At 61.1% G+C, this 13967-nt stretch carries 12 protein-coding genes; 5 read left to right on the top strand and 7 right to left on the bottom strand.

What is annotated here, in order from left to right; translation table 11 throughout:
- The first annotated feature begins 93 nt into the window (after window positions 1-93).
- The 3 genes from HDC32_RS17955 to HDC32_RS17945 all read left to right on the top strand — a co-directional run bounded on the left by HDC32_RS17955 (window position 94) and on the right by HDC32_RS17945 (window position 5144).
- On the top strand, window positions 94-1383 hold the full coding sequence (locus HDC32_RS17955) for a diguanylate cyclase (RefSeq protein WP_131699105.1): 1290 nt from the start codon (window positions 94-96) through the stop codon (window positions 1381-1383).
- 90 nt (window positions 1384-1473) lie between these two features.
- Window positions 1474-3243, top strand: coding sequence for an acyl-CoA dehydrogenase C-terminal domain-containing protein (locus HDC32_RS17950; RefSeq protein ID WP_145336846.1), 1770 nt, complete (start codon window positions 1474-1476; stop codon window positions 3241-3243).
- Between the two features lie 122 nt (window positions 3244-3365).
- On the top strand, window positions 3366-5144 hold the full coding sequence (locus HDC32_RS17945) for an acyl-CoA dehydrogenase C-terminal domain-containing protein (RefSeq protein ID WP_131699107.1): 1779 nt from the start codon (window positions 3366-3368) through the stop codon (window positions 5142-5144).
- 240 nt (window positions 5145-5384) lie between these two features.
- Here the strand turns inward: HDC32_RS17945 and HDC32_RS17940 are convergent, their stop codons facing one another.
- Window positions 5385-6284 carry a LysR family transcriptional regulator gene (locus tag HDC32_RS17940; RefSeq protein ID WP_131699108.1) on the bottom strand — a complete coding sequence of 300 codons (900 nt, stop codon included), beginning with the start codon at window positions 6282-6284 and terminating at the stop codon, window positions 5385-5387.
- A 209-nt stretch (window positions 6285-6493) separates the two neighbouring features.
- Between HDC32_RS17940 and HDC32_RS17935 the strand changes: the two genes are divergently transcribed.
- Window positions 6494-7762 (top strand): aminotransferase class III-fold pyridoxal phosphate-dependent enzyme, encoded by a 1269-nt coding sequence (locus HDC32_RS17935; protein ID WP_131699109.1) that lies wholly within the window; start codon window positions 6494-6496, stop codon window positions 7760-7762.
- A gap of 181 nt (window positions 7763-7943) precedes the next feature.
- Window positions 7944-8102: a YqaE/Pmp3 family membrane protein gene (locus HDC32_RS17930; RefSeq protein WP_010207008.1), complete on the top strand. Its 159-nt coding sequence runs from the start codon at window positions 7944-7946 to the stop codon at window positions 8100-8102.
- A gap of 5 nt (window positions 8103-8107) precedes the next feature.
- Here HDC32_RS17930 and pqqE read toward each other — a convergent pair whose 3' ends face one another.
- The 6 genes from pqqE to pqqF form a co-directional block, all read right to left on the bottom strand.
- Complete coding sequence (gene pqqE / locus HDC32_RS17925; protein WP_065938222.1) at window positions 8108-9238, bottom strand: pyrroloquinoline quinone biosynthesis protein PqqE; 1131 nt, start codon at window positions 9236-9238, stop codon at window positions 8108-8110.
- A complete protein-coding gene (pqqD, locus tag HDC32_RS17920; RefSeq protein WP_027605935.1) occupies window positions 9231-9506 on the bottom strand; it encodes a pyrroloquinoline quinone biosynthesis peptide chaperone PqqD in 276 nt (91 codons plus the stop codon). The genes pqqE and pqqD overlap by 8 nt, the downstream gene beginning before the upstream one ends.
- Complete coding sequence (pqqC, locus tag HDC32_RS17915; RefSeq protein WP_131699111.1) at window positions 9503-10255, bottom strand: pyrroloquinoline-quinone synthase PqqC; 753 nt, start codon at window positions 10253-10255, stop codon at window positions 9503-9505. Before pqqC ends, pqqD begins: the two co-directional genes overlap by 4 nt.
- 106 nt (window positions 10256-10361) lie before the next feature.
- On the bottom strand, window positions 10362-11273 hold the full coding sequence (pqqB, locus tag HDC32_RS17910; protein ID WP_032883902.1) for a pyrroloquinoline quinone biosynthesis protein PqqB: 912 nt from the start codon (window positions 11271-11273) through the stop codon (window positions 10362-10364).
- Window positions 11274-11344: 71 nt separating this feature from the next.
- Entirely contained in the window at window positions 11345-11419 is a 75-nt protein-coding gene (gene pqqA, locus HDC32_RS17905; protein ID WP_003194766.1) for a pyrroloquinoline quinone precursor peptide PqqA, read from the bottom strand.
- A gap of 159 nt (window positions 11420-11578) precedes the next feature.
- Window positions 11579-13948 (bottom strand): pyrroloquinoline quinone biosynthesis protein PqqF, encoded by a 2370-nt coding sequence (pqqF, locus tag HDC32_RS17900; RefSeq protein WP_184745016.1) that lies wholly within the window; start codon window positions 13946-13948, stop codon window positions 11579-11581.
- Window positions 13949-13967 lie beyond the last annotated feature (19 nt).

Genomic DNA, 13967 nt, shown 5'->3' with positions numbered 1-13967 from the left:
GTGATGGCAATGTGATACACAACGGGCGGGTTGTGCTTAACTGTCCGCATCAAGGCACAGTGCCACTACTTTTTGCGGGTCGGAGTTTTACCCTTGTCACGCGTGTCTGCTTTACGTTTCAGTCACTTTCTCCCTTCGTTACTGCTGCTGTTGGCCGGGCTCTCGGCTGCGTACGTCAAGGACCTCAGCGTCTTCTTCACTTCACTGTTCAATGTGTTGCCGACCCTGGTGCTGTTGCTGGGCGGTTCGTACTGCGCGGTGTATCGCCGTCAGCGTGAATTGTTCCTGATGATCACGGTGTACATCGCCTATTTCCTGCTCGATACCCAGACTGACTACTACCGCGACAATGGCCGCGTGCGCGAAGACGCGGCCGTGGTGTTTCACCTGTGTTGCCTGTTATTGCCGCTGCTGTTCAGCATCTACGCGCTGTGGCAGGAGAAGACCCATCTGTTCCGCGACTTCGTCGCCCGTTGTGCGGTGCTGCTGGCAATTGGCAGCGTGGCGCTGGCTCTGGAGCAAAGTTATCCCCAGGCACTGCTGAACTGGCTGGCGGAGATCCGCTGGCCCGCCCTGCATGGGACTTGGATGAGCCTGATCCAGCTGTCATACCCGATGTTCCTGATCGGCTTCCTCACCCTGGCGGCGCAATACTGGTACCAGCCGCGCCCGCTGCATGCAGCGCAACTGGTGGGTTTGCTGGGGATGTTTTGGATGTTGCCGCAGACCTTCATCCTGCCGTTCACGCTGAATATCATGTGCAGCCAGGTCATGCTGATGATCGCCGCCGGTGTGGCCCACGAGGCTTATCAAATGGCGTTCCGCGATGAGCTGACGGGCCTGCCGGGGCGCCGTGCCTTGAATGAACGCATGCAGCGGCTGGGGCGCAACTATGTGCTGGCGATGACCGACGTCGATCACTTCAAGCGCTTCAATGACACCCATGGTCACGATGTGGGCGACCAGGTGCTGCGCCTGGTGGCGAGCAAGCTGTCCAAGGTCAATGGTGGTGGGCGTGCCTACCGCTACGGCGGTGAAGAATTCGCCGTGGTGTTTGCCGGCAAGACCCTGGATGAGTGCATGCCGCACCTGGAGGAAATCCGCGAGATCGTCGCCAACTACGACATCAAGCTGCGCAACTCGGACCGGCCCCAGGACGATCAACAAGGCCGTCAACGCCGGGCGGGCAGCGGCGCGTCGAGTGTGTCGGTGACGGTCAGCATCGGCGTGGCTGAGCGCCAGATCGACCAGCGTACGGCGGAAGAAGTGCTCAAGTCCGCCGACCAGGCGCTGTACGCCGCCAAGGGCGCGGGGCGTAACTGTGTGGTTGCGGCCGGGCAGACCCGCCGTGGCGCGGTGCGCATGCAGAGCGCTGCCGGTTGAGTGATGGCGGTGTATTCAGCGGTTCTACAATGATTGTCCGGGGCGCCGGCCGGCAGTAGGTTGAAAGGATCTGCTGCCGGAGACATCGCCATGCCTGAGTACAAAGCTCCCCTGCGCGACATGCGCTTTCTGATCGACAACGTGTTTGATTTCCACGGCCACTACGCTGCCCTGGGCGCCACGGACGCCAGCCCGGACATGGTCAGTGCAATCCTGGAAGAAGGCGCGAAATTCTGCGAGAACGTGCTTTCGCCACTCAACCGCAGTGGTGATGAAGAGGGCTGCCATTTCGACAATGGCGTGGTGACCACCCCCAAGGGCTTCAAGGAAGCCTTCGCCCAGTACGTCGAGGGCGGCTGGCACGGTGTGGCGGCAGACCCGGCCTACGGTGGCCAGGGCCTGCCGCAATCGTTAGGCCTGGTGCTCAGCGAGATGATCGGCTCCAGCAACACCTCGTGGGGCATGTATCCGGGCCTGACCCACGGCGCCATGTCGGCGATCCACGCCCACGGCACCGAAGAGCAGAAGGCCACGTTCCTGAGCAAACTCACCGCAGGCGAATGGACCGGCACCATGTGCCTGACCGAAGCCCATTGCGGCACCGACCTTGGCCTGATCAAGACCCGCGCCGTGCCCCAGGCGGATGGCAGCTATGCGATCACCGGCAGCAAGATCTTCATCTCGGCCGGTGAGCACGACATGAGCGCCAATATCATCCACCTGGTGCTGGCCAAGCTGCCGGATGCGCCGGCGGGCACCAAAGGTATCTCGCTGTTTATCGTGCCCAAGTTCCATACGGATTCGGCAGAGCGCAACGCAGTGCACTGTGGCTCCATCGAGCACAAGATGGGCATCAAGGCCTCGGCTACCTGTGTGCTCAACTTCGACGGCGCCAAGGGCTTTTTGATTGGCGAGGCGAACAAAGGCCTCAACTGCATGTTCACCATGATGAACCACGCCCGCCTGGGGACCGGCATGCAGGGCCTGTGCAATGGCGAAGCGAGCTTCCAGGGCGCGATCAAGTACGCCAACGATCGCCTGCAGATGCGCGCGCTGACCGGCGCCAAGGCCCCGGAGAAAGCCGCCGACCCGATCATCGTGCACCCCGATGTGCGCCGTATGCTGCTGACCATGAAAGCCTTCAACGAAGGCAACCGCGCACTGACCTATTTCACTGCACAGTTGCTCGACACTGCGCACCTGAGCAGCGACGCCGACCAGCGCCAGGAGGCCGAAGACCTGTTGGCCTTCCTTACCCCAATCTGCAAAGCCTTTATGACCGACACCGGGCTGGAGGTGACCAACCACGGCATGCAGATATTCGGCGGCCATGGCTACATTCGTGAGTGGGGAATGGAACAACTGGCGCGCGATGCGCGGATTGCGCCGATCTACGAAGGCACCAACGGCATCCAGGCCCTCGACCTGCTGGGGCGCAAGGTGTTGGGCAGCCAGGGCAAGTTGCTGCGCGGCTTTACCAGGATTGTGCATAAGTTTTGCGCGGCGAATGCCGACCATGCGCAGCTCAAGGGTTATGTGGTGCAGCTCAATCAACTGAATCAGGAATGGGGCGAGCTGACCACCCAGGTCGGTATGGCGGCCATGAAAAACCCTGATGAAGTGGGCGCGGCGGCTGTGGATTACTTGATGTACAGCGGTTACATCATCCTCGCCTATTTGTGGCTGCGGATGGCCATTGCAGCGCTGGCGCACGATGACACAGACTTCGCCAAGGCCAAGCTGGCCACCTGCGACTTCTACTTCAAGCGCCTGCTGCCACGTACCGCAACCCATCGCGCCGCCGTGGAAGCGGGCAGCGAATGCCTGATGAGTCTGCCTGCGGAGTCGTTTGCGCTGTGATGACTTAAAAATACCAGCCAGTCACAAGTGGACCCTATGTGTCTGAAAAGTTGTTCGGGTACACTCGGAGCCTGTAAAACCGATCCTATCGAATCACTTTTCACGTTCTCACGAGGTTTGCCATGGCTGATTACAAAGCGCCGCTGCGTGATATGCGCTTCGTCCTCAACGAAGTCTTTGAGGTCGCCACCACTTGGGCCCAATTGCCGGCATTGGCAGACAGCGTTGACGCCGAAACCGTAGAGGCCATCCTCGAAGAAGCCGGCAAGGTCACCGCCAAATCCATCGCCCCGCTCAGCCGCGGTGGCGATGAGCAGGGCTGCCGCTGGGATAATACGGCGGTATTTACTCCGGATGGTTATCCACAGGCCTACAAAACCTACGCTGAAGGTGGCTGGGTCGGCGTAGGCGGTGACCCCGTGTTTGGCGGCATGGGCATGCCCAAGGCTGTATCGGCCCAGGTTGAAGAGATGATCAACTCGTCGAGTCTTGCGTTTGGCCTGTACCCGATGCTGACCTCCGGCGCCTGTGTGTCGATCAACACTCACGCCAGTGAAGAGCTCAAGGCCACCTACCTGCCGAAGATGTATTCCGGTGAGTGGGCCGGCTCCATGTGCCTGACGGAAGCACACGCCGGTACCGACCTGGGGATTATCCGCACCAAGGCCGAGCCGCAGGCAGACGGTTCCTACACGATCAGCGGGACCAAGATCTTTATCACTGGCGGTGAACACGACCTCACCGAGAACATCATTCACCTGGTGCTGGCTAAACTGCCGGACGCACCGGCCGGTCCCAAGGGGATTTCGCTGTTCCTGGTGCCGAAGTTCATGGTCAACGCCGACGGCAGCCTGGGCGCGCGTAACCCGGTGAGCTGCGGCTCCATCGAACACAAGATGGGTATCCAGGCGTCCGCCACCTGCGTGATGAACTTCGACGAAGCCGTGGGCTATCTGGTGGGCGAGCCTAACCGTGGGTTGGCGGCGATGTTCACCATGATGAACTACGAGCGTCTTGGCGTGGGTATCCAGGGCCTGGCGTCCGGCGAGCGCTCCTACCAGAACGCGATTGAATATGCCCGCGACCGCCTGCAAAGCCGCTCGCCGACCGGTGCCCAGGCCAAAGACAAGGTGGCCGACCCGATCATCGTCCACCCCGATGTGCGCCGTATGCTGTTGACCATGAAAGCCGCGAACGAAGGCGGTCGCGCGTTCTCCACCTACGTGGCGACGCAGCTGGACATCGCCAAGTTCAGTGAAGATGCCGCTGCCCGCGAGCGGGCCGATAACCTGGTGGCTTTGTTGACGCCGGTGGCCAAGGCGTTCCTCAGCGACCTGGGCCTGGAAACCACCGTGCTCGGCCAGCAAGTGTTTGGCGGCCACGGTTACATTCGTGAGTGGGGCCAGGAGCAACTGGTGCGTGATGTACGCATCACCCAGATCTACGAAGGCACCAACGGCATTCAGGCACTGGACTTGATGGGGCGCAAGATCGTCGGCAGCGGCGGTGCGTTCTACACCTTGTTCGCCGACGAGATTCGCCAGTTCATCGCCTCGGCGGGGCCCGAACTGGCTGAGTTCAGCCAACCGCTGAGCGCGGCGGTGGATAACCTGGACGAGTTGACCGCCTGGGTGCTGGATCGCGCCAAGACCAACCCGAACGAGATCGGCGCAGCCTCGGTGGAGTATTTGCATGCATTTGGTTACATGGCCTACGCCTATATGTGGGCGCGTATGGCCAAGGCCGCGTGGGGCAAGGAGACGGAGGAAGACTTCTACGCCAGCAAGCTGGGCACCGCGCGCTTCTACTTTGCGCGTCTGTTGCCACGTATTCACTCGCTGAGTGCGTCGGTAAAAGCCGGTAGCGAATCCCTGTTTTTGCTGGATGAGGCACTGTTCTAAGGGCTTGGAGGGCGTGTAAGCATTCTCTTACATGACGTACTGCTAATCGTCCTCTATCGCCAAATTGGATCCACAGATAATCTACTTCACATGGACGTCGCGCAGGAAGCGCAAAGCAACAACACGGACACGTAGGATTCTGCCAGGATGGCGGAGTGAAATGGATGTCAGGGAAACAGTCTGCAAAGCCCCGCTTCGGCGGGGTTTTCTTTTGCCTGCGAAAAAGTCAGGCGCCGAATTTCAAGCCAGGGCCGGCGGCGCATTCATCACGTCTTCCAGCAACGTGCGTAACAGTGCCACCGTCGCCTGTTGGCGTTGTACATCGCGGCAGACCAGCCCGACTTTCAGCGGCACCCTCGGTTCGCTCAAGGGTTTCCACAGCAGCATTTGGCTGTTGTGCTCGTCCTGAGAGCGCCCCGGCAGCACCGTTGCCAATTGGGTGTTAGGCAAGCTGTCGAGAATCCCCACCATGGTATTGAGCTCCGCCTGAACCTGAGGCCGTCGCCCAAGGTTTGCGAGCTGGCCTTGCCAGATCTGCCTGACTTGAAACTCCTCCCCCAACAGCAACATCGGCAACTCGGCCGCCTGCTTCAGCGAGACTTTCTTGAATTCGCGCAGCGGATGATCTTCCGGGATGACCACCTTCAGCTCATCCTCATACAGCAACACGCCGTGCAGCCCCGGCTGGCGTGGCGGCAGGTAGCTGATGCCGATGTCCAGCGAGCCGTTAAGCAATCGCCGTTCAATCTCAAGCCCGGTCAATTCGTAGATCTGCACCACCAGGTGCGGCTGGGCCTTGCGCACGCGCTCGAGCATTTGCGGGACCAGGCTGGTGTGCACGGTTTGCAGCACGCCGATGGCCAGGGTGCGCATGGCCTGACCCTTGAAGTTACGCAAGGCTTCGATGGCTTGCTGCATGCCATCGATCAGCGGCAAGGCATGGTTGTACAGCGTATGGGCGGCCAGGGTGGGCAGCAGGCGTTTGCTGCTGCGTTCGAACAGGCTCACATCGAGGTTGCGCTCCAACTGGCGGATCTGTTGTGAGAGCGCCGGCTGAGAGATCGACAGGCGTTCAGCGGCACGGCCCACATGGCCTTCTTCATACACCGCGACGAAATAACGCAGTTGCTTGAAATCCATAAGACTTACTTATCGAAAAAGCTGGAAAATCGAAATGGCCGATGGCCCCCGAGGCGCCTAGTCTAGCGCCTATTCGCAGGGCTTACAGGGCCGGATCGGGCAATGAACAGTGTTTATGTTGATGACGTTTACATAGGCAAGGCAACACACCCGCAGACAATGATTGCAGGAGAAACCGACCAAGGCCCGGTTGCCATCGGGGGGAAGCTGTGAATCTCTTCAATATACGTCGTCCCGTGCCCAGCCTGGACGACCTGGTTCTGGAGGCTTCACCCGATACGCTGTCCAGCGAGGCGCTGATGCCCACGGTGGCGAGGCCAGCTCAGGTCTTCATACGTGGCCAGGGCTCCTGGCTGTGGGACAGCGACGACCGTGCCTACCTGGATTTCAGCCAGGGCAACGCCGCCAACAGCCTCGGCCACAGCCCGCAGGTCTTGATCAAAGCCCTCGCCGAGCAGACCCAGGCCCTGATCAATCCGGGCATGGGTCTGCATAACCGCGCTCAACTCAATCTTGTCGACCGCCTGTGCCATCGTACCGGCAGCGACCAGGCCTACCTGCTCAACAGTGGCGCCGAGGCCTGCGAAGCGGCGATCAAGCTGGCGCGCAAGTGGGGCCAACTGCATCGCGGCGGGGCCCACCGCATTATCAGCGCGAGCAATGGTTGCCATGGGCGCAGTTTCGCCGCACTGGCGGCGTCGGCCGGCAATCTGGAAAACCGCTTTGAACCGCAATTGCCCGGCTTCAGCCATGTGCCGTTCAACGATCTGCCGGCCCTGCATGCGGCGGTCGATGCACAGACAGTCGCCATCCTGCTGGAGCCGGTCCAGAGCGAAGCCGGCGTGATCCCCGCGACGGAACATTACCTCAAGGGGGTTGAACGGCTGTGCCGCGAACTGGGGATCCTGCTGATCCTCGATGAGGTACAAACCGGCCTCGGTCGTTGCGGCACCTTGCTTGCCGAACAGCAGTACGGCGTGCGGGCCGACATCATCACCCTCGGCAAAGGCCTGGGCGGAGGCGTGCCGTTGGCAGCCCTGCTGGCGCGCGGCAACGCCTGTTGCTTCGAAGTGGGTGAGTTGGAAGGCACCCATCATGGCAACGCGCTGATGGCGTCGGCCGGGCTGGCGGTGCTCGATACGGTGCTGGAGCATGGCTTCCTGGAACACGTACGTGAATCCGGCCTTTACCTGAGCGAAGGCCTTGCCCGGCTGGGCTACCGCTACGATCAGGGCCCATTGCGCGGCCACGGCCTGATGTGGGGCCTGACGTTGTCGGATGATTCTGCAGATGCAGTGGTAAAAGCCGCTCTGCACGAAGGCCTGATCCTCAACGCCCCGCAACCTGACTGCCTGCGCTTCACCCCGGCGCTTACGGTGAGCAAAAGCAACATCGACGAAATGCTCCTGCGCCTGGCTCGCGCTTTTTCCCGGGTGCGCACCGCCCAGTTGCAGTGCCGCAAGGGCATCGCCGTTTAACCCACATTCCTGAACCGTCTCGCGGTATACGCGGCGCCTCCAGCCTGATTTTTTCGGCTGGGGGCGTTTTTTTGTCTGGCCATTAAAGGATGGCCTGGTGCCAGATCCCACTGAACCCTCACGAACGCCCAAGGTCGATTAGCTACACGGCTCACACGAGCCGATTTTCTGGAGCTGACCCATGGACATCATTCGTATCATCATCGCCATTCTGCTGCCGCCACTGGGTGTGTTCCTGCAAGTGGGTTTCGCCGGCGCGTTCTGGCTGAATATTCTGCTGACCTTGTGCGGTTACTTCCCGGGCATCATTCACGCCGTGTACATCATCGCCAAACGCTGATGGCCTCAGCCTTTTGCGATGAGCCGTGAATTGCGCTCATTGCGAAAGGCCAGTTGCTCGATGGTCTGGGTAGCATGTTCGGCCTCTTCCCGCGCCTTGAGGATGATGCCGTGCTGCTCGGACTTGCTGCACACCGGGTCGGCATTGCTCGCATCCCCCGTGAGCATGAAGGCCTGGCAACGGCAGCCGCCGAAGTCCTTTTCCTTTTCATCGCATGAACGGCATGGCTCGGGCATCCAGTCGTAGCCGCGAAAGCGGTTGAAGCCGAAAGAGTCGTACCAGATGTGCTGCATGCTGTGGTCGCGCACATTGGGAAACTGCACCGGCATCTGTCGGGCGCCGTGGCAGGGCAGGGCGGTGCCGTCTGGCGTCACGGTCAGAAAGATACTGCCCCAGCCGTTCATACAGGCCTTCGGGCGCTCCTCGTAGTAATCCGGCGTGACGAATATCAGCTTGCACGGGTGGCCTTCGGCTTCGAGCTTGGCGCGGTATTCGTTGGTGATGCGTTCGGCGCGCACCAGCTGTTCCTTCGTCGGCAATAAACCCACGCGATTGAGTTGCGCCCAGCCATAGAACTGGCAGGTGGCGAGCTCGACAAAGTCCGCCTCCAGCGCGATGCACAGCTCGATGATGCGGTCGATCTTATCGATATTGTGCCGGTGGGTGACGAAGTTCAGCACCATCGGGTAGCCGTGCGCCTTCACTGCGCGGGCCATTTCCAGCTTTTGCGCGAAGGCTTTTTTCGAGCCGGCCAGCAGGTTGTTCACCTGTTCGTCGCTGGCCTGAAAGCTGATCTGGATGTGGTCCAGGCCGGCTTTCTTGAAGTCGCTGATTTTCTGCTCGGTGAGGCCGATGCCCGAGGTGATCAGGTTGGTGTAGAACCCCAGCTTGCGCGCCTCGGCGATCAGTTCGGCAAGGTCCTGGCGTACCAGTGGCTCACCGCCGGAAAACCCCAATTGCGCGGCGCCCATCTCACGGGCCTCGCGAAACACCTTGATCCACTGTTCGGTGCTCAGCTCCTTGCCCTGCTCGGCAAAGTCCAGCGGGTTGGAGCAATACGGGCATTGCAACGGGCAGCGGTAGGTCAGCTCGGCGAGTAACCATAGCGGCAGGCCGATGGCTGGTTTTTCAGGCAAGGGTGATCCAGTGCTCAGCACGGGCGACCTCCATGAATTGCTCGATGTCGTCACCCAACTCAGGCACGCCGGGGAACTGTTCTTCGAGCGCGGCAATGATCGCCGCCACGTCGCGCTCACCGTCAATCAAGCCACCAATCAGCGCGGCGCTGTCGTTGAGCTTGATCATGCCTTCGGGGTAGAGCAATACGTGGCCTTTTTGCGCGGGTTCGTACTGGTAGCGGTAGCCCTGGCGCCAGGTCGGTTTTCTGCTGCGATCAAAACTCATAGGGTGATCCCTTTGTGCCAGACCCGCTGCTCGGTCACGCTGTGATACGGCGGGCGTTTCAGTTCGTAGGCCATGCTCATGGCATCCAGCATGCTCCACAGGATGTCGAGTTTGAACTGGAGAATTTCCAGCATGCGCTCCTGGCCTTCACGGGTGGTGTAGTGCTGCAAGGTGATTGCCAGCCCATGCTCCACATCGCGCCGAGCCTGGCCCAGGCGGGTGCGGAAATACTCGTAACCGGTGGGATCTATCCACGGGTAGTGCTGCGGCCAGCTGTCCAGGCGCGACTGGTGGATCTGCGGCGCAAACAGCTCGGTGAGCGAGCTGCTGGCGGCTTCCTGCCAGCTGGCGCGGCGCGCAAAGTTCACGTAGGCGTCTACCGCAAAGCGCACGCCGGGCAGCACCAGTTCCTGGGAGCGCAGCTGGTCGGGGTCGAGGCCGACCGCTTGGCCCAAACGCAACCAGGCTTCGATACCGCCGTCTTCACCGGGTGCGCCATCGTGGTCGAGCAGGCGCTGGATCCACTCGCGACGGATCTCGCGGTCCGGGCAGTTGGCCAGGATTGCGGCGTCTTTCAGCGGGATATTCACTTGGTAATAGAAACGGTTGGCGACCCAGCCCTGGATCTGCTCGCGGGTGGCACGGCCTTCATACATCGCCACATGGTACGGGTGATGAATATGGTAGAAGGCGCCTTTGGCCCGCAGGGCTTTTTCAAATTCGTCGGTGTTCATGGGTCTATCAGTCATAAGAGGTCTCCTGTAGGAGCGAGCTTGCTCGCGAAGGTCGTTAACGATGACGTGGGCGTTCTGAATGAGCACGGTGCCCTTGGGTTTTTCGCGGGCAAGCCCGCTCCTACAGTTCGATGCTCATGCCGTCGTAAGCGACTTCAACATTGCGCCGCACCAGTTCCGCGCGCTCGGGGGAGTCTTCATCGAGGATCGGGTTGGTGTTGTTGATGTGGATAAGCACCTTGCGCTGCTCGGGCAACTGCTCCAGTACTTCGAGCATGCCGCCGGGGCCGTTCTGCGCCAGGTGGCCCATCTCGCGGCCGGTACGGGTACCGACGCCACGGCGCTGCATTTCGTCGTCGTCCCACATCGTGCCGTCCACCAGCAGGCAATCGCTGCCGGCCATGATCTCCAGCAGCGGTGCGTCGACCTTGCCCAGGCCCGGGGCGTAGAACAGTTTGCCGCCGGTGCGCAGGTCTTCGACGATCAGGCCGATGTTATCGCCTGGGTGCGGGTCGAAGCGGTGCGGCGAGTAGGGCGGGGCGGCACTGCGCAGTGGCAGTGGGGTGAAGCGCAGGTTGGGGCAGGCCGGGATGGTGAAGCTGGCATCCAGCTCGATACGGTTCCAGGCCAGGCCGCCGTTCCAGTGGGTGAGCATGGTGAATAGCGGGAAGCCGGTGCTCAGGTCTTCATGGACCATATCGGTGCACCACACCTGGTGTGGGCAGCCTTCGCGCAGGCTCAATAAACCGGTGGTGTGGTCGATCTGGCTGTCCATCAGGATGATCGCACTGATGCCGGTGTCGCGCAGTGCGCGGCCAGGCTGCATCGGCGCAAAACCCTGGAGTTGCGCGCGGATATCCGGCGAGGCATTGCACAGTACCCAGTTCACGCCATCGTCGGAAATGGCGATGGATGACTGGGTCCGCGCCTGCGCCCGCAGGCTGCCGTCACGAAAACCTGCGCAATTCACGCAGTTGCAGTTCCACTGCGGGAAGCCGCCGCCAGCGGCGGAACCTAGAATCTGGACAAACATGGCCGCTCCATCAAGCAAAGCTCAAAACAAAAACGCCCCGGGCGAACCGAGGCGTTGTATTACCCAGCGGCTTAGCGGCTGGCGAAGTACATGGTGACTTCGAAGCCGATGCGCAGATCAGTGTAAGCAGGTTTGGACCAGGTCATATTCTTACTCCTACGAAGGGATGGGACGTTTACTACCAAGTAATACATATAGTCCACCTCCAGTCGGAGATGTTCAGATGTGTGCGTAGGAATGTTACGCAATTCTTTGCAAGTTAGCGCTGTCTTGGTGGAAAAAGCCTGTTGCAGGGTTGGCAATGATCAGCTCGCGGGTTGCCAGGTCTCGTCGACACGTGGGCCGTTGGCGATGCAGCGCCAGCCGCCAGTCGCGTCCTTTAGCTGTTGGGCTGCTCGTTGCAGGTCCTCCTGCGTTCGGGTCTGGATCAACGCTTGAAGCTGGCACAGATAATCCGACGGATGGCCCGCCAGGCACGCGTGCCAAAGCAGTTCGGCACTTTGGGTGATCGGTAGCGTTTCGGCGCAGAACTGCTGTGCCAAGGTGTGATTGCCCAAGTCATCGCTGCCGTCGATCAACAACGGTAGGTGTTCCAGGAAGGTGTGCACGTGATCGACGATACCTTCCAACGAAACGCTGGGTGACTGCACACCCAACAGCAGGCCGGTTTGCCCGTTGATCTGTCGGACACCGCTGAATACGGCGTAGCCCAACTGCAACTCGACCCTCAGGCGTTGGTAGAACGGCCCTTGGAGCAGGTGCCCAAGCAGTCGCCATGAGGCTTCATCGGCCAGGGATTGGCTGGGTATCGGGCAAAACAGCAGCACGGCGGCTTCGGTTGAGTCAGTTTTAACCGTATGCCACACACGTTGACCGCCGAGGTGTTGAAGAGCCGGTTCGAGGTGTGCAGGTTGCCCAGGCAGACGAGCGGCGGCGGCCTTTATCAACGTTTCACACGCGGCGGGCATATTCAGCCCCAGGCCGTGCCAGCGTGCAGTGGCCCAGGATGCGGGTTGTTCGCTGGAGTCGGCAGTGCCGGTGGCGCAGCACGTGGGGAGCGCCTTGAGCAGTTCTCGGATTGCGATCATGGGTGTTGCTGGCGGGGCGGCATCTTGCGGCAGATGCAGGCTCTGCGCCAACGCCTCCAGGACGGCCGGCATGGGGTCGTGCAGCCCGGTCATCTTCACCAGCCAATCATGGCCGGTGGTTTCGAAAGATAATTCGACGCCCGCCTGGCGCGCGTTCTCACGCAATGGCTGCAAGGTGTTTTCCAGCCCCGCAGGCGCTGGCGCGTCGAAGCGCCACTGCAGGTACAGCGCGCCCTCATCGCTGTCATCCGCCAAGGCCTGGCTGAAGGTCAGCGCCGATACGTCCCTTCGCCCCCGTGAACGATCTTGGGCAAACGTGCGCAAGCCTCGGTGAGCGCTGGTTTGGCCGCGAATCAGGCCGGCGCGTTCTTCTTTGACCGGTGGGCGCAGGAACGGGTTGTTCGGGGGCAACTGCCAACGGTGTTCGGCGGGCGGCAAATGCAGTGAGTCAAGCAGGGCCTTGAGCGCAGCGACGCCCTGTTCACTGAGGTCTTCGCTATCGTTGCGGGCCAATGCCAGGGCGCCCTGGGTCTGTTGTTGGCGAGCGTTCAGCAGGGCGAACTCTTCGCGCAGTGGCGTCCAATCGCTGTGTGCGAAAAAGCTCAGCCAGTCGTACAGCAGCGCCTCAATGTGTGTGGTCGGTTCGTCTTCGCTATCGAGCGTAAAGTCGATGTCCAGCACGGCTTGTCCGGCGAAGTGATACAGCACTGACGCCTGCAGTGCGCTGGTCAAGTGGCGGTTTTTCAACTCGGCGAGCAGCCCGCCCGGCGCGGAGGTATTGAGCCAGGTGCAGAGGAAATCCAGGGCTTCACGGGGCGCGTCACAGGTGATGACGTGGTGCAGATGGCCGCTGTCGATGTGTTGATAACGCCGAGCCTGGCCTTGCATCAAGGCCGGTGGTGAGGCCTGCGGATGCAGGGGGCCAGTGATCAGTTGCGCGCTGAAGCGTTGCGCCAGGGCTTCCAGCTCATCCAGCGTCTGTGGGCCGGCGAGGCTCAAGTTCATCTGCCCGCTTTGATAGAAATGTCCGTGGAATTCCCTGAGTGCTTTTTGAAATTCCTCGTGCTCCACCGGCAGGCTGTCACGGTTGCCCGCGTGAAAGCCGCGTAGCGGATGATCCGCTGCCAAACCTTCGAGCAGCGCCACCTGCTGCTGTGCCTTGGCATCCTGGGACCAGGCGACGTACTCGGCGTGCAGCACTTCGCGCTCGCGCAGTTGATCTTCCAGATCCAGGCGCGGACGCGCCAGCATGTCAGCCAGTCGCTCCAATCCATTGGCAAAGGTCGACACCGGTAGTTCGAAGAAGAAGTCTGTGGTGCGTTCGCGAGTGCTGGCGTTGACCTGTCCACCGTGACACTGCACGTAGGCCATCAGCCCTTCGCCTGCAGGAAAGCGCTCGGTTCCCAGAAACAACAAATGCTCAAGAAAATGTGCCAGCCCCGGCCAGGCCAACGGCACGTCGTGGCTACCGGCAGCCACCCGCAGCGCCGCGGCGCAACGCTTTAAGCGCGGTGCATGGCGCAGGGAAACCCGCAGGCCATTGGCCAGGGTCAGATGAACGGGATAAAGGTGGGCCGGGGCGGGCATGGGCACTTCCAGAACGGGG

Source organism: Pseudomonas sp. JAI120 (assembly GCF_014207255.1).
Taxonomy (GTDB): domain Bacteria; phylum Pseudomonadota; class Gammaproteobacteria; order Pseudomonadales; family Pseudomonadaceae; genus Aquipseudomonas.
This window is presented reverse-complemented; position numbering and strand designations above follow the sequence as displayed.

Bases quoted from the DNA above. Each gene is read 5' to 3' on its own strand.
- HDC32_RS17940 (WP_131699108.1), bottom strand. From the start codon at position 6,284: ATGGATTTCAAGCAACTGCGTTATTTCGTCGCGGTGTATGAAGAAGGC.
- pqqD (WP_027605935.1), bottom strand. From the start codon at position 9,506: ATGAGTTTTGATCGCAGCAGAAAACCGACCTGGCGCCAGGGCTACCGC.
- pqqC (WP_131699111.1), bottom strand. From the start codon at position 10,255: ATGACTGATAGACCCATGAACACCGACGAATTTGAAAAAGCCCTGCGG.
- pqqF (WP_184745016.1), bottom strand. From the start codon at position 13,948: ATGCCCGCCCCGGCCCACCTTTATCCCGTTCATCTGACCCTGGCCAAT.
- pqqB (WP_032883902.1), bottom strand. From the start codon at position 11,273: ATGTTTGTCCAGATTCTAGGTTCCGCCGCTGGCGGCGGCTTCCCGCAG.
- HDC32_RS17950 (WP_145336846.1), top strand. From the start codon at position 1,474: ATGCCTGAGTACAAAGCTCCCCTGCGCGACATGCGCTTTCTGATCGAC.
- HDC32_RS17930 (WP_010207008.1), top strand. From the start codon at position 7,944: ATGGACATCATTCGTATCATCATCGCCATTCTGCTGCCGCCACTGGGT.
- HDC32_RS17945 (WP_131699107.1), top strand. From the start codon at position 3,366: ATGGCTGATTACAAAGCGCCGCTGCGTGATATGCGCTTCGTCCTCAAC.